Source organism: Streptomyces sp. NPDC111656, assembly GCF_055656965.1.
Genome location: NZ_JBVKCA010000022.1, coordinates 35842 through 57894, shown reverse-complemented (window position 1 = coordinate 57894; position 22053 = coordinate 35842). Strand labels below are relative to the sequence as shown.

At 70.7% G+C, this 22053-nt stretch carries 21 protein-coding genes; 9 read left to right on the top strand and 12 right to left on the bottom strand.

Annotation, left to right across the window (positions count from 1 at the left end):
* Positions 1-22: 22 nt before the first annotated feature.
* The 3 genes from ACZ7M3_RS42550 to ACZ7M3_RS42540 form a co-directional block, all read right to left on the bottom strand.
* Positions 23-868: an ABC transporter permease gene (locus ACZ7M3_RS42550; protein ID WP_472070944.1), complete on the bottom strand. Its 846-nt coding sequence runs from the start codon at positions 866-868 to the stop codon at positions 23-25.
* Positions 865-2097 (bottom strand): ABC transporter ATP-binding protein, encoded by a 1233-nt coding sequence (locus ACZ7M3_RS42545; protein WP_472070942.1) that lies wholly within the window; start codon positions 2095-2097, stop codon positions 865-867. The genes ACZ7M3_RS42550 and ACZ7M3_RS42545 overlap by 4 nt, the downstream gene beginning before the upstream one ends.
* Before the next feature lie 234 nt (positions 2098-2331).
* On the bottom strand, positions 2332-3222 hold the full coding sequence (locus tag ACZ7M3_RS42540; RefSeq protein ID WP_472070940.1) for a hypothetical protein: 891 nt from the start codon (positions 3220-3222) through the stop codon (positions 2332-2334).
* Positions 3223-3423: 201 nt separating this feature from the next.
* On the opposite strand from ACZ7M3_RS42540, the gene ACZ7M3_RS42535 reads away from it, so the two are divergent.
* Entirely contained in the window at positions 3424-4386 is a 963-nt protein-coding gene (locus tag ACZ7M3_RS42535) for a hypothetical protein (protein ID WP_472070938.1), read from the top strand.
* Between the two features lie 55 nt (positions 4387-4441).
* Here the strand turns inward: ACZ7M3_RS42535 and ACZ7M3_RS42530 are convergent, their stop codons facing one another.
* The 5 genes from ACZ7M3_RS42530 to mce form a co-directional block, all read right to left on the bottom strand.
* Positions 4442-5212 carry an ABC transporter permease gene (locus ACZ7M3_RS42530; RefSeq protein ID WP_472070936.1) on the bottom strand — a complete coding sequence of 257 codons (771 nt, stop codon included), beginning with the start codon at positions 5210-5212 and terminating at the stop codon, positions 4442-4444.
* 2 nt (positions 5213-5214) lie between these two features.
* Entirely contained in the window at positions 5215-6165 is a 951-nt protein-coding gene (locus tag ACZ7M3_RS42525; protein WP_355310478.1) for an ABC transporter ATP-binding protein, read from the bottom strand.
* 215 nt (positions 6166-6380) lie between these two features.
* On the bottom strand, positions 6381-7316 hold the full coding sequence (locus tag ACZ7M3_RS42520; protein WP_067369093.1) for a coiled-coil domain-containing protein: 936 nt from the start codon (positions 7314-7316) through the stop codon (positions 6381-6383).
* Between the two features lie 183 nt (positions 7317-7499).
* On the bottom strand, positions 7500-11351 hold the full coding sequence (scy, locus tag ACZ7M3_RS42515; RefSeq protein WP_472070934.1) for a polarized growth protein Scy: 3852 nt from the start codon (positions 11349-11351) through the stop codon (positions 7500-7502).
* Positions 11352-11615: 264 nt separating this feature from the next.
* Complete coding sequence (gene mce / locus ACZ7M3_RS42510) at positions 11616-12056, bottom strand: methylmalonyl-CoA epimerase (protein ID WP_054233200.1); 441 nt, start codon at positions 12054-12056, stop codon at positions 11616-11618.
* Positions 12057-12202: 146 nt separating this feature from the next.
* Here mce and ACZ7M3_RS42505 point away from each other — a divergent pair, with 146 nt between their 5' ends.
* The 3 genes from ACZ7M3_RS42505 to ACZ7M3_RS42495 all read left to right on the top strand — a co-directional run bounded on the left by ACZ7M3_RS42505 (position 12203) and on the right by ACZ7M3_RS42495 (position 16083).
* On the top strand, positions 12203-13405 hold the full coding sequence (locus ACZ7M3_RS42505; RefSeq protein WP_452963638.1) for an acetyl-CoA C-acetyltransferase: 1203 nt from the start codon (positions 12203-12205) through the stop codon (positions 13403-13405).
* A 91-nt stretch (positions 13406-13496) separates the two neighbouring features.
* Positions 13497-14453: a methylmalonyl Co-A mutase-associated GTPase MeaB gene (gene meaB / locus ACZ7M3_RS42500; RefSeq protein ID WP_472070932.1), complete on the top strand. Its 957-nt coding sequence runs from the start codon at positions 13497-13499 to the stop codon at positions 14451-14453.
* 367 nt (positions 14454-14820) lie between these two features.
* Positions 14821-16083, top strand: a complete 1263-nt coding sequence (locus ACZ7M3_RS42495; protein ID WP_472070930.1) for an MFS transporter — start codon at positions 14821-14823, stop codon at positions 16081-16083.
* A 42-nt stretch (positions 16084-16125) separates the two neighbouring features.
* Here the strand turns inward: ACZ7M3_RS42495 and ACZ7M3_RS42490 are convergent, their stop codons facing one another.
* The 4 genes from ACZ7M3_RS42490 to ACZ7M3_RS42475 all read right to left on the bottom strand — a co-directional run bounded on the left by ACZ7M3_RS42490 (position 16126) and on the right by ACZ7M3_RS42475 (position 18785).
* Positions 16126-16602 carry a MarR family winged helix-turn-helix transcriptional regulator gene (locus ACZ7M3_RS42490; protein ID WP_067369120.1) on the bottom strand — a complete coding sequence of 159 codons (477 nt, stop codon included), beginning with the start codon at positions 16600-16602 and terminating at the stop codon, positions 16126-16128.
* Between the two features lie 92 nt (positions 16603-16694).
* Complete coding sequence (locus ACZ7M3_RS42485) at positions 16695-17504, bottom strand: AIM24 family protein (RefSeq protein WP_097286260.1); 810 nt, start codon at positions 17502-17504, stop codon at positions 16695-16697.
* Positions 17501-18151 carry an AIM24 family protein gene (locus tag ACZ7M3_RS42480; protein WP_393024095.1) on the bottom strand — a complete coding sequence of 217 codons (651 nt, stop codon included), beginning with the start codon at positions 18149-18151 and terminating at the stop codon, positions 17501-17503. The genes ACZ7M3_RS42485 and ACZ7M3_RS42480 overlap by 4 nt, the downstream gene beginning before the upstream one ends.
* A 1-nt stretch (position 18152) precedes the next feature.
* Positions 18153-18785: an AIM24 family protein gene (locus tag ACZ7M3_RS42475; RefSeq protein WP_095852555.1), complete on the bottom strand. Its 633-nt coding sequence runs from the start codon at positions 18783-18785 to the stop codon at positions 18153-18155.
* Between the two features lie 214 nt (positions 18786-18999).
* Here ACZ7M3_RS42475 and ACZ7M3_RS42470 point away from each other — a divergent pair, with 214 nt between their 5' ends.
* The 5 genes from ACZ7M3_RS42470 to ACZ7M3_RS42450 all read left to right on the top strand — a co-directional run bounded on the left by ACZ7M3_RS42470 (position 19000) and on the right by ACZ7M3_RS42450 (position 21845).
* Positions 19000-19347 carry a DUF3817 domain-containing protein gene (locus tag ACZ7M3_RS42470; RefSeq protein WP_351701491.1) on the top strand — a complete coding sequence of 116 codons (348 nt, stop codon included), beginning with the start codon at positions 19000-19002 and terminating at the stop codon, positions 19345-19347.
* On the top strand, positions 19344-19637 hold the full coding sequence (locus ACZ7M3_RS42465; protein WP_095852554.1) for an MTH1187 family thiamine-binding protein: 294 nt from the start codon (positions 19344-19346) through the stop codon (positions 19635-19637). Before ACZ7M3_RS42470 ends, ACZ7M3_RS42465 begins: the two co-directional genes overlap by 4 nt.
* A 149-nt stretch (positions 19638-19786) precedes the next feature.
* On the top strand, positions 19787-20536 hold the full coding sequence (locus tag ACZ7M3_RS42460) for a hypothetical protein (protein ID WP_472070927.1): 750 nt from the start codon (positions 19787-19789) through the stop codon (positions 20534-20536).
* Positions 20536-21216 (top strand): DUF4166 domain-containing protein, encoded by a 681-nt coding sequence (locus tag ACZ7M3_RS42455; protein WP_472071056.1) that lies wholly within the window; start codon positions 20536-20538, stop codon positions 21214-21216. Before ACZ7M3_RS42460 ends, ACZ7M3_RS42455 begins: the two co-directional genes overlap by 1 nt.
* A complete protein-coding gene (locus ACZ7M3_RS42450; protein WP_261688445.1) occupies positions 21213-21845 on the top strand; it encodes a TetR/AcrR family transcriptional regulator in 633 nt (210 codons plus the stop codon). Before ACZ7M3_RS42455 ends, ACZ7M3_RS42450 begins: the two co-directional genes overlap by 4 nt.
* Positions 21846-22053 lie beyond the last annotated feature (208 nt).

Below are 22053 nucleotides of genomic sequence, written 5' to 3'. Positions count from 1 at the left end.
GCCACTTCGGGCCGGAGCGGACTCACACGTCCCGGCGCTCCAGCAGCACGTACGCGCCGGCGATCGCCGCCGCCGTCACCCCGGCGAGCAGGCCGAGCTGCGCGCCGCCGCCGCTGCTCTCGTTGTCCAGCGCGAACATCCTGGCGAGGGCGTTGGGAGCGGCGTACTCCTGCATCTTCTCGCCGATCGTGCGCATGCTCTGCGACATCATCAGGAACGCGGGCAGGATCGCGGGCACCAGCACGACGCCGAGCATCGTGGTGATCGCGCCCGCCGAGTGCCGCAGCATCGAGCCCACCGCGAGGGACAGGACGCCGAGCAGCGAGACGTACAGCGCGCCCTTGACGACCGTGCCGCCCCAGGAGACGTGCGAGGAGCCGCTGTGCATGGCCGAGGTCATGAGGCCGACCAGGCCGATGGAGAACACCGAGACGGCGAACGCCACCGCGAAGAAGATGATCAACTTGGCGGAGAGCACCCGGTGGCGCTGCGGCGAGGCCGTGAAGGTCGTGCGGATCATGCCGGTGCCGTACTCCGAGGAGACGACCAGGACGCCCAGCGTGATCAGGCAGATCTGGCCGAGGATCAGCCCGAAGAAGGCCGGGATCGTGTACGGCACGTCGCTGAAGTCGGCGTCCTGGGTCTGCGCGGCGACCAGGAAGCCGATGCCGACCACCAGGAGCAGGAAGATGCCGAGGGTCCAGAGCGTCGAGCGCACCGACTTGATCTTCGTCCACTCGGAGGTGAGCGCGTGGCCGAGGTGGGTGGGGGTGACCGGGATCGGCGAGCTGTACGAAGTGCCGGGCGCCGCCTGCCAGGTGGGGGCAGCGGCGGCCTGCTGCGGCATCGGGGGCGGGGGCGTGCTCATCGGGCGTCCTCGGGCTTGGTCAGGTCGGGGGTGGCGGGAGCGGCGGGCGCCGGGGGCGCGACAGGCGGCTGCGCGGGGGTCTGGGGAGCGGGCTGGGCGTACGGATTGACGTCCGCGGCACCCGGCGCACCCGGGGCGCCCGGAGCGCCGTAGGGACCCGCCTGCGGGGCGCCCTGCGGCATCGCGAACGGCTGCCCGCCCTGCTGGGGCGGCGGCGGTGCGTACCAGCCCGGCTGGCCCTGGCCCGCGACCGGCAGCTGCGGCGGCATGGCACCCGGCGGCAGCTCCTGCTGGAGCCCGGCCTTCTGGTCGATGGTGGAGCGGTAGTCGACGGCGCCCTGTGTCATCCGCATGTACGCCTCCTCCAGCGAGGCCTGGTGCGGAGAGAGCTCCCACAGGCGTACGTCGGCGGAGTGCGCGAGGTCGCTGATGCGGGGCAGCGGCAGGCCCATCACGCGCAGCGCGCCGTCCTGCTCGGGCAGCACCTGGCCGCCCGCCTCGGTGAGCGCGGCGGTCAGCTTCTCGCGCTGCTGCGGCTCGGTCTCCGGGGTGCGGACCCGGGCGAAGTCGGCCGAGTTGTGCGAGATGAAGTCCCTGATGTTCTGGTCGGCGAGCAGCTGACCGCGGCCGATCACGATCAGGTGGTCGGCGGTCAGCGCCATCTCGCTCATCAGGTGCGAGGAGACGAAGACCGTGCGGCCCTCCGCCGCGAGCGCCTTCATCAGGTTGCGGACCCAGAGGATGCCCTCGGGGTCGAGGCCGTTGACCGGCTCGTCGAAGAGCAGCACCTGAGGGTCGCCGAGGAGCGCGGCCGCGATGCCGAGCCGCTGCCCCATGCCGAGCGAGAAGCCCTTGGAGCGCTTCTTGGCCACGTCCTGCAGCCCGACCACACCGAGCACCTCGTCGACCCGGCGGGCCGGGATGCCCGACAGCTGGGCGAGGCAGAGCAGGTGGTTGCGGGCGTGCCGACCGCCGTGCACGGCCTTGGCGTCGAGGAGCGCGCCGACCTGGCGGGGCGCGTTGGGCAGCTTGCGGTAGGGGAAGCCGCCGATGGTGACCTGCCCCGAGGTGGGGTTGTCGAGGCCGAGGATCATCCGCATCGTCGTCGACTTGCCCGAGCCGTTGGGCCCGAGGAAGCCGGTGACGGCACCCGGCCGCACCTGGAAGGAAAGGTTGTACACGGCCGTCTTGGCGCCGTAGCGCTTCGTCAGGCCGACTGCCTCGATCATGCTCCGCACCCATCGAAAGGTTCAGGACGTCGGGGCGCACGCCCCCGTAAGGGTTAGGAGGATATCGGGGCGTTGACGGTTCCACTCAAGAGAAAGTAAAAATGTGCAGGTCACGTGGGGGACGGCTGGGACAACAGTCTTACCTGGGCCTTACCCGCAGCCTCCCTTTGTCAGGTACCCGTCCTGCCAGGTCAGGCTGGAAACGGAACCTCCGCACCCGATACCGGGCACCCCTCACGCCCGCCGGGGAAGCGAGTCGTCCAGCGGTGGCAGGTCGTCGTACAGCCGCAGCTCGGACGCGTCGTCGACGTACGGCAGGAAGTCCGTCTGCGGCAGTACCCAGCCCTCCTCACCGAAGACCAGCGTGCCCCGCTCGCGCAGCGCGCGGTCGGCTCCCGCGCGCCGCACCCAGGTGGCCGGGTCGGGGCCGAGCAGTTCGCGCAGCCGGGCGGAGCCGGCCAGCAGCGCGGCGAGCAGCTCTGCCTGGTCGCCGCCGCCCGGACGCGGCTGCCCGGTGGCCGGATCGGCGAGCACCCCGTGCGCGCTGAAGTAGATGTACGCGCCGCCGAGCCGCTCCCCGGAGGGCATCGTCATCGCGAACGCGTCGCCCGGGAGTATCGCCCGCCGGTAGTCCGGAAACTCGGTGTCGTCGACCGCCTTCAGCTGCGTCGAGTCCAGCCAGGTGACGACGAGCGTGGTCGCGGCGCGCGGGTCCACGTACGGCGTCCCCGCCACGTACCCCGCCGGACTGATGTGCCCCGAGCAGCCCACCCCGATGCCGTGCACCCGCACCGGCACCATCGGCACCGTCGCCGGGATGCCGAGCCGGGTCAGCTTGTGGGCGACCTGGCCGGGGGAGGCGTTGGAGCCGACGGCGATCACCGGGTGGCGGTGCCCGGTGCCGACCTGGCCGAGGTCGGCGAGCGCCTCGTCGAGCCGCTGCTGCTCCTGGCGCTCCTCCACGTACCACTCGCCGAGCCGCAGCGGCCGCACGTCGAGCTGGAGCAGTTCGCCGCCGGTGAGCAGCGAGGGCTCGGTGGTGGGACGGCCGGGATAGGTGAGCGGCTGCTTCGCGGGCACGTCGTCCAGGCCCAGCGCCTGCAGGCTTCGGTCCTTCGTCGTCACGGTGACGCCCTTCGGGGGTGGTCGCGCGATACGGGCAACAGCCTTCCACGCGAGGTGTACCCGGGGTGGGGCCTGGTCTCCCCGTCCGGGCGGGGTTGGCCGGAACGGACACCGGGAATCATGCCGTCCCATTGTACGAGTGGGGGCGAAGTGGGTTACGGGGGACGTGAGTTGAGGTTGATGAGACGCGGGTGGAGTCGGGTGGCGTCCTCGGGGCGGGGACGGGCCCATCCACGCTTCCGTACGTCCGTTCGCTGGTGGATCGCCGGACGTACCGTCCACGCCCTCCTCCTGATGACGCTGGGCGCACTGGCGGGGCTCTCCGTCGTCATCGCGACCGCGTGGACGCTCACCGAACACTCGTCGCGGTCGATGGCGCAGCGGTTCTCGAACGGGGAGCGGCTCTTCGACCTCAGCCTCGCGGTGCTGCGGGCGAGTGTCGGTACGGACAATCTCGCCCCCGAGCCGGACAGCACCGCGCACCAACTGCTCGCCACGGTCGCCTCCGTCACGGGCTCCCTGGTGCCCGCGGTGCTGCTGGGCATCGTCCTGATCAAGATGTTCGCGCTGCGGCCGTTCGTCTGGCGGCAGCGCGCCAGCATCTCGCAGGCCTGGACCGCGGACTTCCCCGGCTACTCGAGGCGCCACGCCGACAGCGAGGACGCGATCATCGCCGTCCGTTTCTACAACCGCTTCGACAACCTGTCCGTCGTGGATCTGCGCGCCCGTGCCCATCTGCGTTACCTGGAGCGCTCCCCGCACGACGGCAGCCTGGTCATCTACAAGCAGTGGCTGAAGGTCCTGGACGCGCAGGGCGAACCGGCCGACGAGCGGTACTGGCTCGCGGTCGAGCGCGGGGCGCCGTTCACCGTGTGGATACCGGTCGAGGCACCGGTGGCCGAACTGCCGTTCCGGCGTATCCAGGGCAAGGAGCTGTCCGGCTCGTACGGCGTCAAGCTCCTCGTCCGGCTGACGGCGCGGACCGTGGGCCTGGGCACCGAGGTCGCCGACGAGCGCTGGTTCGACCTGGAGGCGGGCGACTTCGAAATCGGCCGCTTCGTGCCGCTCCAGCCGGACCTGGACAAGGACGTGTGGCGCTGGGAGGGCTGGGCGGACTTCGACGCCCTGGAACCCCACCCGAACGGCGAGGACCCGAGGCCCTGAGTACCCGGAGGACCTCCAGGGCCTGAACGTCCAGAGGGCTCCAGGCCGTGAATGTCTAGGCGTCCCGCCGCTTCAGCAGCAGATAGCCCCCGAGGAGCGCCGCGACCACCCACAGGACCATGATCGCCAGGCCGCCCCAGGGTCCGTACGGGGTGTCGTCGCCGATCGGGGTCACCACCCGCATGATCTTGCTGCCGGCCTGGTCGGGCAGATAGCGGCCGATCTTCTTGGTCGCCGACACCGCGCCGAGGATGTTGGAGATCAGGAAGAAGAACGGCATGAGGATGCCGAGCGAGAGCATCGGGCTGCGCAGCATCGTCGCGACACCCATCGAGAAGACCGCGATCAGCGTCATGTAGAGCCCGCCGCCGATCACCGCGCGCAGCACCCCGGAGTCGCTGATCGACGCGCTGTGCGTGCCGAGTGCCGCCTGTCCCAGGAAGAAGGCGATGAAGCTGGTGATCATGCCGACGGCGAGGGCGAGCCCTGCCGCCACCGCGATCTTGCTGAAGAGGAACGTGGCGCGCTGCGGGACCGCGGCCAACGAGGTGCGGATCATGCCGGTGCTGTACTCGTTGCCGACCACGAGCACCCCGAACACGATCATCGCGAGCTGGCCGAGGCTCATCCCCGCGAAGCTGATGTAGGTCGGGTCGAAGGAGAGCCGGTCCTTCTCGCCCATCTTGTCGAACTCGTTCTTCGACAGCAGCGAGATCAGGATGCCCAGCGCGATCGTGACCACCGCGGCGAGACTGAGCGTCCAGACCGTGGACGCGACGGACCGGATCTTGGTCCACTCGGACTTGAGGACCTGGGTCGCAGCCATGCTCAGGTCTCCTTGTTCCAGCCGCCGCCCCACTGCTGGGGTGGGGCATCGGTGTGCGCGTGGTACTCCACCGACTCCGCGGTCAGCTGCATGAACGCCTCCTCCAGGGAGGCCTGCTGGGGGCTCAGCTCGTGCAGCACGATCTGGTGCTGCGCGGCCAGCTCACCGATCTGCTCCGACTTCGCGCCGTCCACCTCCAGCGTCCCGCTGCCGCTCTCGACGACGGTGATCCCCGCCCCGTGCAGGACGTCGAGCAGCCGCTCGCGCTGGGGAGAGCGGATACGGACGTACGACCGCGAGTTCTGCGCGATGAAGTCGGCCATGGAGGTGTCCGCGAGGAGGCGGCCCTGGCCGATGACGACGAGGTGATCCGCGGTCAGCGCCATCTCGCTCATGAGGTGACTCGACACGAAGACCGTACGGCCCTGGCCGGCCAGCGACTTCATCAGGTTGCGGATCCAGTGGATGCCCTCGGGGTCGAGGCCGTTGACCGGCTCGTCGAACATGAGGATCCGCGGGTCGCCGAGCAGCGCGCCCGCGATGCCGAGTCGTTGGCCCATGCCGAGCGAGAAGCCCTTGGCCTTCTTCCTGGCCACCGAGGTGAGGCCCACGGTGTCCAGGACCTCGTCCACCCGGGCCTTGGGGATGCCGTTGCTCTGGGCGAGACAGAGGAGATGGTTGAAGGCGCTGCGGCCGCCGTGCATGGCCTTGGCGTCCAGCAGGGCGCCGATGTACTTCAGCGGGTCCTTGAGGTGGTCGTAGTGCTGCCCGTCGATGCGTACGTCGCCCGCGGTGGGGCGGTCGAGGCCGAGCATCATCCGCATCGTCGTGGACTTGCCCGCGCCGTTCGGACCGAGGAACCCCGTGACGATACCGGGTCTGACGGTGAAGGTCAGATGGTTGACCGCCACCTTCTCGCCGTACCGCTTGGTCAGCCCCTCAAGCTCGATCATGCGGACACGGTAGGACGCGGTATGGGGCCGTGCCACTTGGGCGGCGGTGTGTTTGCCGCATGTTCACCGTCTCCGAATGCCGCGCCGTCGTGGCTTGTCGCTGCACGTGGCGGAGCCGCACGATGTCACGGCCCGCGCCTCTCACGGGGCACGCCAACGGCCCGCGCTCCCGAGAAGAGAGCGCGGGCCGGAGTGCTGCCGGAAACTACCCGAACCTATCGGGTCTGCTGGGCCGGAACCCCGCGGGAGATCGGCTCGTCCTCGGCCGGCGTGGTCGCGGCGGCCACCGCGGCGCCCGTGAGCGTCGCGAGCATCTCGCGGACGTTCGTGAGCTGAGCGTTGATCGAGTCGCGACGGTTCGTCAGCGCCGCCAGCTCGCGCTCGGATTCCGAGCGGATGCGGTCGGCCTTGGCGTTCGCGTCGGCCACGATGTCCTCGGCCTGGCGCTGGGCCGTCTCCACCGTCTGGCGGGCGCGGCGCTCGGCGTCCGTGCGCAGCTTCTCGGCCTCCAGGCGAAGCTGCTCCGCGCGGTGCTCGATCTCCGCGAGGCGCTTCTCGGCCTTGGCCTGACGCGACGCCAGGTCGCGCTCGGACTGCTCGCGGCGCTTGGCGAGGTTCGTCTCGAAGTCGGCGGCGGCCTGCGCGGCCTTGGCACGGGTCTCCTCGAAGAGGGCGTCCGCCTCCTCGCGCTTGGACTGCGCGTCCTTCTGCGCCTCCTGGCGCAGCTGGGAGGCGTCGCTCTTGGCCTTCTCGACGATCCGGACGCCCTCGTCCTCGGCCTTGGACTTGCGGTCTGCAGCGAACGATTCTGCGTCGTTGCGAACCTGCTGGGCGGCCGACTCGGCGAGCTCACGGTGCTGCTCGGACGCGCGACGGGCCTCCTCGCGCAGATCCTTCGCCTCCTCCTCGGCGAGGCGGAGGATCTTCTCGACACGCGCGCCGAGACCCGCGTACGACGGTTCGGCGTCGGTGACCTGGGCCTGGGCGTTCTGCGTCTCGAGGTGGAGTTCCTCGATGCGCTTTTCGAGAGCAGTGATACGGGCCAGAGCGCTGTCACGGTCGGAGACGAGCTTCGAAATGCGTTCGTCCACCTGAGCGCGGTCGTACCCACGCCGCACAAGCTCGAAGCCGTAGGGGGAAGTGTCGCTCATGGGGTTCCTGTCGAATGAGACCGGTGAGGTGATAGGGGGAATCCTAGGGGCCAAAGCGGTGTGTCATCGAGCGGATGCGTGTTTGATCTGGAGAATGAGACTCCTTTTGGGTGGCTAACTGTCAGACGGCTTGCCAGGACCTGTGGCAAAGGTCCGCGCAAAGCACGGAATGGGCGGTTATGGCTAGCCTTCTGATGACTTGCCACTCGAACGAGTTGCGCCGGCGGCAGCGCCCGCTTTGACCCCACCGTCCTTGCCTGCGGACGGGGCCTCAAAGGACTCCAACGCCTCCAGGACATCCTGGACACGGGAGATCTCGGCGTTGATGTCCTCGCGCCGGCGGATCAGCACCTCCAGCTCGCGCTTGCCCTCCTCGACCGCGGCCCGCGCCTCGCGGATGGCCTCGGCCTTGATCTCCGTCGCCTCCGCGATGAGCGAGCTCTTCTTCTGCTCGGCCTCCTTGAGGAGCCCCTCGGCCTTCTTGACCGCGGCGATACGGACCTTGCTCGCCTCGGAGTTGGCCTCCGAAACCAGGTCCTTCGCCTTCGCCTCGGCCTCGGCGAGCTGGTCCTCGGCCGCCCGCACCAGCGCGTCGCAGCGATCACCGGCCGTCTTCATCGCCTCGGCCGACTCACGCCTGGCCCGCTCGTGCAGTTCCTCGATCTCGGTGGTGACGCGGTCGCGCAGCTCCTCCGCCCGCTCCCTTATGGCGGTCGCGTCCCGACGCGCGCCGACCAGCAGCTCGTCCGCGTCCCTACGGGACCGCTCCACCATGGTGTTGCCCTCGACGGTCGCCTCGGAGACCAGCCGCTCGGCCTCGTTGCGTGCCGCGCCCACCATCGTGTCGGCCTGCGACTCGGCGTCCGCCGTGGTCTTCTGCGCGCTCTGCTGCGCCTCGGCGAGCAGCTTGTCCGCCTCGGACGCCGTCTCCGAGATGAGGGTGTCGACCTGCTCGGCCGCCTCGGAGCGCCGCTTGTTGGCCTCCCGGCGTGCCGCGTCCAGCGTCCGGTCGGCCTCCTCGCGGGCACCGGACGTGAGCCGCTCGGCCTCCGCCGCCGCCTCGGCCTTGACCCGCTCGGACTCGCTGCGGATCCGCTCGGCGTGCTGCTGCGCGGAACCGACCGTCTCGGCGGCCTCGGCCCGCAGCCGCTCCGCGTCCCCGGTCGCGTCCGAGACCAGCCGCTCGGCCTTGGCCACGGACTCCGCGCGCACGCGCTCGGCCTCGGCGTTCGTCTCGTTCGTCAGCCGCTCCGCCTCGGAGCGCGCCTCGGTGATGAGCGTGTCGACCTGCGTGGCCGCGTCCGAACGGATCCGGTTCGCGTCCTCCCGGGCCTCGGCACGGCTGCGCGAAGCGTCCTGCTCGGCGTTCGCGATGGTGTCGGAGGCCTCGGTGCGCACCCGCTGGGCGTGCTCGGCGGCTTCCGAACGCAGCCGCTCGGACTCGGCGATCGCCTCCGAAACCGTACGCTCCGCGAGCGACTTGGCGGCGTCCGTCTCCTCGGCCGCCTCGCGCCGGATACGGCTCGCGTCCTCGGAGGCACGCTCCCGCTCCGCGTACGCGTCGGCGCGGACCCGGTCCGCCTCCTCCTGCGCCTCGGTCCTGGTCCGGTCCGCCGCGTGCTCGGCGGCGCTGCGCAGGCCGGTGATCTCCTCCTGGGCCTGCTCGTGCAGCCCCGCCACGGCGTCGCGCACCTGCTGCGCGGTCTGCTCGGCGCTGGAGACCATCTCGGTCGCGCGCCGGTCGGCCTCCTCGACCAGTCGTACGGCCTCGGCCTGGGCCTCGTCGACACGGTTGCGCGCGGAGGCGAGGAGCTCCTCGCTCTGCTCGCGGGCCCGCTCGCGCTCCTGGTCGGCCTCCTGGCGAGCGGAACCGAGGAGTTCCTCGGCCTCGCGGCGCCGCCGGGCGGCCTCCTCCTGGGCGGCGGCCAGCGTCTCCGCGCCCTCGGTGGCCAGCCGCTCGGCCGCGGCCTGGGCCTCCGTCCGTACCCGGTCGGCGCTGTCCTGAGCCTCCGACTTCAGCCGCTCGGCCTCCGCCGCGGCCTCCGAACGCAGTCGTACGGCGATGTTCTCGCCCTCGGCGCGCGACGCGGAGGCGTCCGCGGCGGCCTCGTTGCGCAGCCGGTCGGCCTCCGCCTCGGCCTGCGCCTGCAGCGTACGGATCCGCTCGGCGGCCTCCGAACGCAGTCGGTCGCTCTCCTCGGCAGCCTCGCGGCGGATCCGCTCGGCGTCCGCCCGTGCGTCGCTCAGCGCCTGCTCGGCCGAGGTGAGCCGCTGCTCGGCCTCGGTGTGCAGCCGGGTCAGCTCCTCGGCGGCCTCCGTCCGACGGGCCGCTATGGCGCGCTCGGTCTCCTCGCGCAGCGCCTCGGCGGCCCGCTCGGCCTCCGCCTTGATCGTGTCGGAGAGCTCGACGGCCTCCTCGCGGTTGCGCTCGGCCTCCTTGCGCGTGCGCTCCAGGGTCTCCTCGGCCTGGCGGCGCAGCGTCGTGGCGCGCTCGATGGCCTCGGTGCGCACCCGCTCGCTGTCGCCGGTGGCCGTGTTCCGCAGCTCGTCCGCGTCCGCCTTGGCCTTCGCGAGCAGCTCTTCGGCGGTCTTGGCCGCCTCCTCGATCTGCTGGACGGCCTCGCGCCGGGCCTCGGAGCGGATCCGCTCGCCCTCGGCGTTGGCCTCGGAGCGCAGCTGCTCGGCCTCGCCGCGCAGCCGGCGCGCCTCCTCCTGCAGCTCGACCGTCTTGGCGCGGTACTCCTTGGTGTCGTCCTTCGCCGTGCCCTTGAGCTGCTCGGCGATGTCGTGCGCCTCGGCACGCAGCCGGTCCGCCTCGGACTCCGCCTCGGTGCGGATCCGCTCGGCCTCCTCGGCCGCCGCCTTCCTGGTCGCCTTGGCGTCATCGGACGCCTTGTCCAGGACGTCCTCGGCGGTACGGGCCGCCTTGGAGAGCTGGGAGGCGGTCTCCTCGGCGGTGAGGCTGCGCGCGGTCTCCTCGGCCTCCGCGACGATCTTCTCGGCCTTGGTCTTGGCGTCCGCGACGGCCTGCTCGGCGTCGGACTTGGTGGTCTCGGCCTCCTTGGTGGCCTCGCTGACCAGCCGGGCGACCTGTTCCTTCGCCGTCCGCGTGCGCTGCTCGTTCGCCGACTCGGCGCTCGCCAGGGCCTTGGCCGCAGTTTCCTTCGCCTCGGCGACGACCTTGTCCGCCTCGGTCCGCGCCTCGCGCAGCGCCGACTCGGCCTCCGTCATGCGCTGCTCGGCGGCCCGGCTCAGCTCGGTGGCCTGGCGGCGGGCGCTGTCCGACTCGTTCGCCGTGGAGCTGCGCAGCTGCTCGGCGTGGTCGGTGGCCTCCTGGGCCTGCGTCGACGCGGCGTTCAGCAGCCGCTCGGCGTCCGTGCGGGCCCGGCGCAGCAGCGCCTCGGCTTCCGCGCGGGCCGACTCGGCGTCGTTCGTCAGCCGCTGGCGGGCCTCGGCGGCGGTCCGCTCGGCCTCCGCACGGGCGGCACTCAGCGCCTGGTCCGCCTCCGCGCGCGACTCCTCCAGGAGCCGGCGGGCCTGCTGCTCGCTGCGGGCGCGCAGCTGCTCGGCCCACGCCACGTTCTCGTTGACGTGCGACTCGACGGTCTGACGGCGCTCGGCCAGCTCCTGATCGAGCTGCTGGCGGCGCGCGACCGCCTCCTGGTGCAGCTCCGCCTGCAGCCGGGCGGCCTGCTCGGCGTGCTCCTGGAGGATGCGCTGCGTCTGCGCCCGGGCCTGGCTCATCTCGCGCTCGGCATCGGCGCGCAGCTGATCGGCCTGGATCTGGGCATTACGGAGCAATTGCTCGGCCTGATAGCCGAGGTCGCCGCCGCTCTCGTAGGCAGGCCGGGTCGCCAGACTGCGGCGCGCCTCGTGCAGCTTGGCGCGCAGCACCTCGACCTGATAGCCGAGGTCCTCGGCGTGCTGGACGGCCTTCTCCCGCTCGGTCTTCAGCCGTTCCATCTCGGCCTCGAACCGAGAGAGGTGGTCGACGTCAGCCGCCGGCTCTCGCTCCTGGCGTTCGTAGCCCCGCACTGCGCGGTCCCATCCGTCCCCTGGTCGCAAGTCTCTCCAAACGAACCCCGTCCATCCGCCGAACGGGGCCCCCGGGGAATGGTGTCAGATCAACAGCGGAGCACGGGCTGTCGCCCGACGCTCGTCCCCCGAAACCTGGACCCCGGCCCTTGACCACGCCGTCCTCAGGACGGCATGACCTCAGGGCCTGTCGCCGGACAGGCCCTGGGCCGCCCCGAAACGGCAGCGGCCACCCCCAACCCTACCGGCCCAGATATACGGAGGTCAGTGCTCAGGTGACTCAACAGCCGCCGAAGTGACCAGTTCTGTCAGGACACCATGGCAATCCTTCGGGTGAAGGAACGTGATTCGTGACCCCATGGAGCCGCGTCGGGGCTCGTCGTAGAGGACTCGTACGCCTTTCTCCCTGATATCGGCGGCATCGGCGTCGACGTCCGCCGTACCGAACGCGATGTGATGGACACCTTCGCCGTTCTTCGCCAGCCACTTCCCGACGGCCGAGTCCTCGCGGGTCGGCTCCAGGAGCTGGAGGTAGGAGGCGCCGCCGTCGGACGTCTCATTGATCTTGAGCATGGCCTCGCGGACGCCCTGCTCCTCGTTGACCTCGGAGTGGAAGACCTCGAAGCCGTACGTCGCCCGGTAGAACTCGACAGTCGCGTCGAGGTCGAAGCAGGCGATACCGATGTGGTCGATTCGCGTCAGCATGGAGTCAGTGCAGCGCTCATACGGCGGTTACGCAACGTGCGCGCGATCACACTGACTGCCGGATGACGGGTGGCCTACCGCTCAGTACATTCAAGTAAACCCTCGTTCACTCCTCGGCTGTGCAGCCGGTAAGGGGATCGCACCTCATGTCTGGAACGAACAGCAGTACCTCGGTGATCGTCGCGGGCGCCCGAACGCCCATGGGGCGGTTGCTGGGCTCGCTGAAGTCCTTCTCCGGGGCCGACCTCGGAGGCTTCGCGATCAAGGCCGCCCTCGACCGTGCGGGAATCGGTGGCGACCAGGTGCAGTACGTGATCATGGGCCAGGTGCTGCAGGCCGGGGCGGGCCAGATCCCGGCACGCCAGGCCGCGGTCAAGGCGGGCATCCCGATGAGCGTCCCGGCGCTCACGATCAACAAGGTGTGTCTGTCCGGTCTCGACGCCATCGCGCTCGCGGACCAGCTGATCCGCGCGGGTGAATTCGACATCGTGGTCGCGGGCGGCCAGGAGTCCATGACGAACGCGCCCCACCTGCTCCCCAAGTCCCGCGAGGGCTTCAAGTACGGCGCGATCGAGATGCTCGACGCGATGGCGTACGACGGTCTCACCGACGCCTTCGAGAACATCGCCATGGGCGAGTCGACGGAGAAGCACAACACACGCCTGGGCATCGCCCGCCCGGAGCAGGACGAGATCGCGGCCCTCTCCCACCAGCGTGCGGCCACCGCCCAGAAGAACGGCATCTTCGAGGCGGAGATCACGCCCGTGGAGATTCCGCAGCGCAAGGGCGAGCCCGTCGTCTTCAGCAAGGACGAGGGCATCCGCGCCGAGACGACGGTGGAGTCGCTGGGCAAGCTGCGCCCCGCCTTCACCCGGGACGGCACGATCACGGCGGGCACCTCCTCGCAGATCTCCGACGGCGCCGCGGCCGTGGTCGTGATGAGCAAGACCAAGGCGCAGGAGCTCGGCCTCCAGTGGATCGCCGAGATCGGCGCGCACGGGAACGTCGCGGGTCCGGACAACTCGCTCCAGTCCCAGCCCTCGAACGCGATCCTGCACGCCCTGAAGAAGGAGGGCCTCGACGTCTCCGACCTCGACCTGATCGAGATCAACGAGGCGTTCGCCGCGGTCGCCGTGCAGTCAATGAAGGACCTCGGCGTATCCACGGAAAAGGTGAACGTCAACGGTGGTGCCATCGCCCTCGGTCACCCGATCGGGATGTCCGGCGCCCGCCTCGTGCTGCACCTCGCCCTGGAGCTCAAGCGGCGCGGCGGCGGGGTCGGCGCGGCGGCGCTGTGCGGTGGCGGCGGGCAGGGTGACGCGCTGATCGTGCGGGTACCCAAGGCCTGAAGCCGTTGTCTCTTTGCCGTACGACCTTGGTGCGTACGACTCTGAACGACCTCGGTGCGTACGACTCTGAACGGATCTGAACGGAGCTGTGATGCAGGACGTCTCCTCGCTGGTGGCCCTGGCCAGGGAAGGCAGGCCGCGGGCCGTGGCCCGGCTGATCTCCCTGGTGGAGGGGGCGTCCCCGCAGTTGCGCGAGGTCATGGCGGCGCTGGCCCCGCTGACCGGCAACGCGTACGTCGTCGGGCTCACCGGCTCTCCGGGCGTGGGCAAGTCGACCTCGACCTCGGCGCTGGTGACGGCGTACCGGCGGCAGGGCAAGCGGGTCGGGGTCCTGGCCGTCGACCCGTCCTCGCCGTTCTCCGGAGGCGCCCTGCTCGGTGACCGTGTCCGCATGTCCGAGCACGCCTCCGATCCCGGCGTCTACATCCGTTCGATGGCCACGCGGGGCCATCTGGGCGGTCTGGCCTGGGCGGCCCCCCAGGCCATCCGCGTCCTGGACGCGGCGGGCTGTGACGTGATCCTGGTGGAGACGGTCGGCGTGGGCCAGTCGGAGGTGGAGATCGCCTCCCAGGCGGACACCTCGGTGGTCCTGCTCGCCCCCGGCATGGGCGACGGCATCCAGGCGGCGAAGGCCGGAATCCTGGAGATCGGCGACGTGTACGTGGTGAACAAGGCCGACCGGGACGGTGCCGACGCGACCGCGCGTGAGCTGAACTACATGCTCGGGCTCGGCGAGTCCCGAGGACCCGGGGACTGGCGGCCGCCGATCGTCAAGACGGTCGCGGCGCGGGGCGAGGGCATCGACGAGGTCGTCGAGGCCCTCGAGAAGCACCACGCCTGGATGGAGGAGCACGGGGTCCTCGCCGAGCGTCGTCTCGCCCGGGCGTCCCAGGAGGTCGAGACGATCGCCGTCACGGCGCTGCGCCAACGTATCGGTGACCTTCATGGTGACCGCCGCCTGAGCGCGCTCGCGGAGCGGATCGTGGCGGGGGAGCTGGATCCCTACCGGGCGGCGGACTCGTTGGTCGAGGGCCTGACAGAGGCCTGAGACAGGGGTTCCCTCGCCCCCGCCGCCCCTACCCGTCCCATCCCGAACCTGGGGGCTCCGCCCCCAGACCCCCTGGTGGCTTCGTCGACTGCGGGCGGGTGGGGGCTGGTCGCGCAGTTCCCCGCGCCCCTGAAAGCCTCCACCTGGCCCGTGCCTTCAGCCCGTCCGGCGTTTGAGGACGAGGCCGTTCAGGCCGATGCGGGGGCGAGGACACGCGTGGTGTCAACTTCCCGTGCCCGCTGTTACGTTAAGGCGCATGTTCCTCCTCTTGGCATAGGGCCCGCCCAGGCCCGCGACGGACACCGGTGGGTGGGTCGTCGCGGCACTCAGGCGACCCCTTTCCGCCTCCCGGTCGAGGAACCCCAACATGTCTGCGCCCGCGCCGCGGCCCTCGTACGCCGCGTTCTTCCGCATCCCCCACACCCGCCACACCTTCACCGCCGCCCTCATCGGCAGACTCTCCTACGGCATGGTCTCGCTGGCCGTGATGCTCAGCGTGACCGAGGCCACCGGCTCGTACGCCGCCGCCGGCACGGTCATGGCACTGTTCGGTGCGACAAGCGTGCTCCTGTCACCCGTGAGGGCGGCCCTGATCGACCGCCACGGCCCCCGCCGCGCCCTCATCCCGATGGCCTCGCTCTACGCCACCCTGCTCGCGACCCTCGCGACAGCGGCCTGGCGGCCCGGAACACCCGCACCCGCCCTCGGCGCCCTCGCCGTCACCGCGGGCGCCTGCACACCGCCCCTCGGCCCCACGGTGCGCGCCCTGTGGGGCGAGGTCATCGAGGACAACCGGGTCCTGCAGCGGGCGTACAGCCTGGACGGGATCGCCGAGGAGATCCTCTTCGTCTCGGGTCCGCTGCTGGTGGGCGCGGTCGTCCAGTTCGCACCCCCGGCCGCCGCGCTCGCGCTCTGCGCCCTGCTGGTGTGGGCCGGAACCCTCGCCTTCGTCCTGTCGCCGGCCGTGGCGGGCGTACGTCCGGCCGTCACGAAGCCCGTCGCACGCCCAGAGCGCGGGCGCCGATTCCGCGACGGGCGCGCGCTCCTGCAGCCCGTCGTCGTCGCGGCGGGCGTCGGCCTGTCCGTGGGAGCAGTCGACCTTCTGGTGATGGCCTACGCCACCCGGCACCATCACGGGAACGACGTGGTGGCCTGGGTGTTCGCCGCACTGTCGCTGGGCAGCGCCCTGGGCGGCCTCCTGAACGGCGCCGTCGACTGGCGTACGCCCGCACGGGCGCGGCTGCCGCTGCTGGCGGGCGGCCTGGGCCTCGCCCTGGCGGCCGCGGGCCTCGCTCCCGGCCTCGGCACCCTGACCGTCGCCGTGGCCTGCGCCGGATTCTTCGTCGCCCCGGCCCTCACGACGTCGTACCTGATCGCCGACGAGGCGGCCCTGCCGGGCCGCCGTACCCAGGCCGGAGCCTGGGTCAACACCGCGGTGAACGCCGGAAGCGCGGGCGGCACCGCGGGAGCAGGCCTTCTGGTGGGCCACCTCCCCCTTGGCCTGTGCTTTGCCCTGTCGGGGACGGTGGCGCTGGCGGTGGCGGCGGGACTCCTCTCCGTGCGCCAGGCGGGCCCGCGCCCCAGAGGGGCGCGGGGAACGGCGCGACCAGCCACGGACTACCCGCAGTGACAGGCAACCCGCGGCTACGGTCGGCCCGCACTCACCGAGCCGCTACGGCTTGCCTCGCTGCCCCCGCAAATGCTCCGCGATCGGCCGCAACGACTTGTGCAGCTCCTCCAGGGCCTCCGGGGACAGCAGATCCATGAAGTGCCTGCGTACGGACGCCACGTGGTGCGGGGCGACCTTCTGCATGGTCTCCATGCCGTGCTCGGTGAGGACGGCGAACAGTCCCCGGCGGTCGGACTCGCAGTTCTCGCGCCGGACCAAGTCCGCGTTCTCCATGCGGGTGATCTGGTGCGAGAGCCGGCTCTTGGACTGGAGGGTGGCGGCCGCGAGGTCGCTCATCCGCAGCCGGAAGCCCTCCGACTCGGAGAGGTTCACCAGGATCTCGTAGTCGTTCATCGTCAGCCCGAACGGCTGCAGATCCCTTTCGAGCTGGTACGTCAACAGCCTGTTGACCTCCAGGTGGGTGCGCCAGGCGCACTGCTCCGCATCGGTCAGCCAGCGCGTGGCCGTCTCGGTCTCCATGAATGAAGTCTACCTAAAATGTTGAAAGGCGAACTAGTGAGGGTGGTGTGACTACGCGCACGCGTTCGACGTCACACTCCGCAGACTACCGCTCACAGACCGAAGCGACGCTGGAGGTCCCCGAGCTGTCCGGGAAGACGCGGTGCGCCGGCTTGCTGACCGTGCTGCCCCTGGTGACCGGGTACCCCGCCACCGCCGGGCACGCCCGGCTCATGCGGAACGGCCCCCGTGGCCTGCTCGGCCATGAGGACCTCCGTGGACTGCAGCAGGACCGTGCCGGCCCCTACGAACTCGAACTGGTGCTCCTCTCCAGAGGCCCCGCCGAGGCCTGTCAGTGCACGTAGACCGCCCATGAGGCCTGTCATGTACCCGTGGTCATAGTGATGGCACGGGGACGGGCAGTCGGCCCAGCCGACAAGCGCTTGCGGATCCACCCGAATGGGAGGCTCCATGAACACCACCGGACCGTTAGAGGCCGCCACGAACTTGCCGGTTCCGATCAGCGTCAAAAAGCCCGGCACGATCGATTGCTTGAGCGCGAGACTTGGCTGAAAAGCGAGCAGGTTGCCAGAGCGAATGGTCAGGTTGCCCTCGTCCAAGTCATACGAATTCACGTCGAAGGCCCGGTCGGCGAGGAGCATCTTGCCCGAGCCCTCCGCCACCACCCAGTCGCTCGCGTGCAGAGGCGAATGGAATGATGTGCGCACGAGACGGTCCAGTCGGCCGTGCCCGATGCCGTTGAAGTCCATCGACCCGTAGTAGGCGATCATCTTGCCCTTCTGCAGGAACCACTGGCTCCCCTTGAGCTCCACGCAGAAGGTGTACTTGTTGACGTTGTCGTCGACCGGCAGGGTCATCGGGTCGTAGATCACCGGGCCGCCCGGAGTCCCGTACGCGCTCACAGCTTCTCCTCCGAGGCCTGGACGTACACCGCACCACTGCCGCTCAGCTCCAGTTGGAACGCCTCGCCCGAGCCGCGGCCCACCATGTCGCGCCAGCCGAGCGCCGTGGACAGCTTGTTGCGTACGTCACCGTGGTGCGCCACGTACGCCTGGGGGTCGACATGGATGGGGCGCTGGGGGGAGATGGGGACCTCGATCACGCCCCCATGGGCCATCACGGCCACCGCGCCATGCCCCTTGAGAGTGGTCGTGAAGAGCCCCTGGCCCGTCACCTGGCCGCGGACCATGCCCATGACCCCGCCCTGCGAGCCGAGGAACATCGTGCCCTGCTGGAGGGTGCCGTCGAAGGCCAGCAGCCGGTCCGCCTCGACGTACAGGGTGTCGCCCGCGAGGTTGATCACCTGGATGTGATGGCCGCCGTGCCCGAAGAAGACCGTGCCGCTGCCCTCGACGGTCATCAGCGGGGTCGCCTCATGGGCGACCCGGCGGCCGATCATCGACATGACCCCGCCCTGACCGCCCTGGACGTTCGGTGTGAAGGAGACGTCGCCCTTGTAGGCGAGCATCGCGCCGCGCTGACTGAACAGGCGCTGGCCGGGCAGGACCGTCGCCTCGATCATCTTGGAGTTCACTTCGCGGAAGGGCATGTCACACATCCCCCGCGATCGTGTTGCGCTCACTGGGCTGTACGTAGACCAGTCCGTCGCCCTCGAAGCGGATCTGGAAGGCCTCGCCGCCGCCCTCGCCCATGAATGTGCGGAAGGTCACGCCGGCCTGGAAGGACTGCCGGACATTGCCCTGGTGCGCGATGTACGCCCCCGGGTCGACCGTCAGCGGGTACTGGGAGCTGACGCGCAGCACCACCGCCGGGCCGTCGGACGTGATCGCTGCCTGGCCGTGGCCCTCGACGGTGGTCGTGAACAGCCCGTTGCCCTGGGAGGCGCCTCTGAGGCCCGTGAAGGACGTGCCCGTCCGCAGGCCCGCGTCGGTCGCGAGCAGGTTGCTCGACTCGACGTACAGCTTGTCCCCCTGGAGGTTCACCAGGTTGATCTCGGAGGCCCGGTCCGCGAACCAGCAGGTCCCTTGCCCCTTCACCTCCATCACCGTCATCTGCTCACCGGTGATGCGCCGGGTCACCATCCCGCGGATCCCCTCCCCACCACCGCTCAGCTTCTTGAACGCCATCTGACCGTCGTACGCGACCATCGAGCCGTTCTTCGCCTTCACGGCGTCCCCGGTCATGTCGACGGCCAGCACCTTGCTGCCTTGAAGTCGGAACATCGCCACGTGGTGAAGGTAGCGGCAGGGCGGGGACGCGGACAGGGTCCAGAGGTGGATCTCACCCCTGAGCGGACCCTTAGGGGCCAAGCGGACATCCCCGCCCCGTACCCCGGGGCCGTGGTGCCCCGGGTCGGGTGCCACAATGGTGGACGCTTGTGCTTACGTTCACAAAGCGGCTTCCCGCCGAAAGCGAATCTCCCACCGAAGGTGACCCGTGGACATCAAGACCGCCACCGCCCTCCGCCGCCTCCGCCTGGTCTCGGCCCCCGAGGCCGTCTCCTTCCTGCTGCTGCTCCTCTGCTCGGTGCTGAAGCGGACCACGGACTTCAACGGGGTGCCCGTCATGGGCTCCATCCACGGGATCCTCTTCATCCTCTACGTGATCTTCTGGGCGGACGCCTGGAGCCGCACCAAGTGGGGCAAGAAGACGGCGGCCCTCTACTTCGTCCTCTCCGTGCTGCCCACCGGCGGCTTCTTCGCCGAGCGCAAGCTGCGGCGCGAGAGCGAGGACGCGGTCATCGCCTCCCGTGCCCGCCGCGAGGGAGTCGTGAAGTCCTCATGATCGTCGCCTTCTCCGTGACGCCCCTGGGCGTCGGCGAGGACGTGGGGGAGTACGTCGCCGACGCCGTCCGGGTCGTGCGCGAATCGGGGCTTCCGAACCGCACCGACGCCATGTTCACCTCCGTAGAAGGTGGGTGGGACGAGGTGATGGACGTGGTCAAGCGCGCCGTCGCCGCCGTCGAGGCGCGGGCGCCGCGCGTCTCCGTCGTCCTGAAGGCGGACATCCGCCCCGGTGTGACGGACGGTCTGACCTCCAAGGTGGAGACGGTCGAGCGGCACCTGTCCGCGTAGGCCTCCGGCGGGAAGACCCGAAACCCCGGTCCAGTGGGCCGGGGTTTTTCGCGCCCGATTGTTTGAGCGATCGCTCAAATCCCGGTAATCTCAGGCGTGATCGATTGAGCGATCGCTCAAAAATGGTCACTGATCTGGGGGTTCGGAAAATGGGGCTCTACGTAGAGACACATGTACGAGGCGATCTCGACGACCTGTGGGCACGGACGCAGGACCCCGCGCAGCACCAGCGCTGGGACCTGAGGTTCACCTCCATCGACCACCTCCCGCGCACCGAGGGCGAGCCACAGGGCTTCCGGTACGCCACCCGGGTGCTGCCCTTCCTGACCGTCGCCGGTACGGGCACCTGCGCCGGGGAGAAGGAGCGCCCCGACGGCACCCGCACCTCCGCCCTGCGCTTCGCCTTCCCGCACCCGCTCTCCCTCCTCGCCGAGGGCAGCGGCTACTGGCGCTACGTCCCCGACGCCGACGGCGTCCGCTTCCTCACCGGGTACGACTACCGCCCGCGCTGGGGCCGCTTCGGAGCCCTGGCCGACCGGCTCCTCTTCCGCCCCCTCATCGGCTGGGCCACGGCCTGGTCCTTCGACCGGCTGCGGCTGTGGCTGGAGCGGGACATCACACCGGAGCGGGCGCTGCGCCACTGGCTCGCCGAGTGCGCCGTACGCGGCTTCGTCCTGCTGGCCGCCTGCTCGGGCACGGTGTACGGCGCGCTCGTGGACGCGGCGGGCCCACTGGCGCCGCTCGCCCTCTACTCGACCCCCGTACTGGCCGTCGTCGCCGCCCTCCTGGCGCTCTTCGCACCCCCGCTGCCCGGCACCCCGGCCGCCCGCCGCTGCCTGCGCATCCCGATCGCGCAGGCCCGTGCGCCGCGCGTCCTGGCCACCCTGGAGCAGCGGTGATCCCCTCCATCTTCCGCACCGCGATGGGCGCCGACTTCGACCGCCTCCACCCCGAGCTGCGCCGACGCTTCTCCGTGGGCCTGGCCGGCGGTGAGGCGTGCACCGGCCACGGCGTCATGGACCGCGTCTGGCACGGGAGGGGCTTCGTGAAGCCGTTCCTGGCCCTCGGCGGCACCCGCAACATCCTCGTCCCGCGTGCGGGCCGGAACGTCCCCTTCATGATCGAGAATGTGCCCTACGCCGACACCTTCGGCCGTGAGACGGTGAGCTTCGTGCGCACCTTCGACCTGCCCGGCCGCTCCCGCCGCTTCGATGCCCAGATGGTGCTGAGCCCCAAGGGCGACCGCGTCCTCGACTACCTCGGCACGCATCAGCACCTCGCCAGCGACCTGCACCTGCGCGCCGAGCCCGACGGTTCCCTGCTGATCCGCTCCGGCGAACACCGCTTCCGGGAGGGCCCGGTGGACGTCCGCGTCCCCGAACTCATCGGCGCCGACGCCCAGGTGCGCGAGTCCTTCGACGACTCCACGGGTCGCTTCCACATCCAGGTGCGGGTCGTGAACCGCCACTTCGGCCCGCTCTTCGGCTACGAGGGCAGCTTCCGGGCGACGTACACCGACGTCCGGACCCGCGGGGTGCGGCCCGGGCTGCGGCCCGTCCGCGAGGAGGCGCGCGCGTGAGCGAGGCGACCCGGGCGAAACTGCTGGAGGGCGCCCTGCGGACGCTCACCGAGCAGGGGATCGCGAAGACCTCGGCCCGTACGATCGCGGCGACCGCCGGGGTCAACCAGGCCCTCGTCTTCTACCACTTCGGGTCCGTGGACGAGTTGCTGTCGGCCGCGGTCCGCCACGGGGCGGAGCAGCGGGTCGCGCACTACCGGGAACGGCTCGCCGAGGTCGGGTCGCTGGCGGAACTCCTGGCGTTCGGGCGGGAGATGCACGAGGTGGAGCGGGCCGAGGGGCATGTCGCCGTCCTGGGGCAGCTCCTCGCCGGGGCGCAGACGGACGCGCGTCTGGCACCCGCGACCTCGGCGGGGCTGGATCTGTGGATCACCGAGATCGAGCGGGTTCTGGTCCGGGTCCTGGCGCCGACCCCGCTCGGCGAGTTCGCCGATCCGGCCGGGCTGGCGCGTGCCGTCGCCGCGTCCTTCGTCGGCATCGAGCTGTACGAGGGGGTCGACCCCGAGGGTTCCCGGGCCGCCCTCGACGCCCTGGAACAACTGGCCGCCCTGGTCGCCGCCCTCGACACCCTCGGCCCGGTCGCCCAACGAGCCATCCGCCACCATCTGCGCCGCACCACGCGCGGCTGACCGGGGCGACGCGGGACAGGCCAGGGCCTGTCCGGCGGGTCAGGTCGCAGGAAACGGGCGATGTCTTGTCGATGCGGGCGTGCCAAGCCCCGCGTCTGCGGCATGATCCGCCGGACAGGCCCTAGTGCTCCGCACCCGACGCCAGCGCCATCCCCAGGGGCGTGCGTTCGTACAGGACCTGGTGGCCGTAGCGGCGTGAGGTGAGCAG

What these genes read in the sequence shown, in the direction of transcription:
- ACZ7M3_RS42550 (WP_472070944.1), bottom strand. Translation starts at nt 868, where the DNA reads ATGAGCACGCCCCCGCCCCCGATGCCGCAGCAGGCCGCCGCTGCCCCC.
- ACZ7M3_RS42545 (WP_472070942.1), bottom strand. Translation starts at nt 2,097, where the DNA reads ATGATCGAGGCAGTCGGCCTGACGAAGCGCTACGGCGCCAAGACGGCC.
- ACZ7M3_RS42530 (WP_472070936.1), bottom strand. Translation starts at nt 5,212, where the DNA reads ATGGCTGCGACCCAGGTCCTCAAGTCCGAGTGGACCAAGATCCGGTCC.
- ACZ7M3_RS42525 (WP_355310478.1), bottom strand. Translation starts at nt 6,165, where the DNA reads ATGATCGAGCTTGAGGGGCTGACCAAGCGGTACGGCGAGAAGGTGGCG.
- ACZ7M3_RS42520 (WP_067369093.1), bottom strand. Translation starts at nt 7,316, where the DNA reads ATGAGCGACACTTCCCCCTACGGCTTCGAGCTTGTGCGGCGTGGGTAC.
- mce (WP_054233200.1), bottom strand. Translation starts at nt 12,056, where the DNA reads ATGCTGACGCGAATCGACCACATCGGTATCGCCTGCTTCGACCTCGAC.
- ACZ7M3_RS42505 (WP_452963638.1), top strand. Translation starts at nt 12,203, where the DNA reads ATGTCTGGAACGAACAGCAGTACCTCGGTGATCGTCGCGGGCGCCCGA.
- meaB (WP_472070932.1), top strand. Translation starts at nt 13,497, where the DNA reads ATGCAGGACGTCTCCTCGCTGGTGGCCCTGGCCAGGGAAGGCAGGCCG.
- ACZ7M3_RS42495 (WP_472070930.1), top strand. Translation starts at nt 14,821, where the DNA reads ATGTCTGCGCCCGCGCCGCGGCCCTCGTACGCCGCGTTCTTCCGCATC.
- ACZ7M3_RS42490 (WP_067369120.1), bottom strand. Translation starts at nt 16,602, where the DNA reads ATGGAGACCGAGACGGCCACGCGCTGGCTGACCGATGCGGAGCAGTGC.
- ACZ7M3_RS42480 (WP_393024095.1), bottom strand. Translation starts at nt 18,151, where the DNA reads ATGCCCTTCCGCGAAGTGAACTCCAAGATGATCGAGGCGACGGTCCTG.
- ACZ7M3_RS42475 (WP_095852555.1), bottom strand. Translation starts at nt 18,785, where the DNA reads ATGTTCCGACTTCAAGGCAGCAAGGTGCTGGCCGTCGACATGACCGGG.
- ACZ7M3_RS42465 (WP_095852554.1), top strand. Translation starts at nt 19,344, where the DNA reads ATGATCGTCGCCTTCTCCGTGACGCCCCTGGGCGTCGGCGAGGACGTG.
- ACZ7M3_RS42460 (WP_472070927.1), top strand. Translation starts at nt 19,787, where the DNA reads ATGGGGCTCTACGTAGAGACACATGTACGAGGCGATCTCGACGACCTG.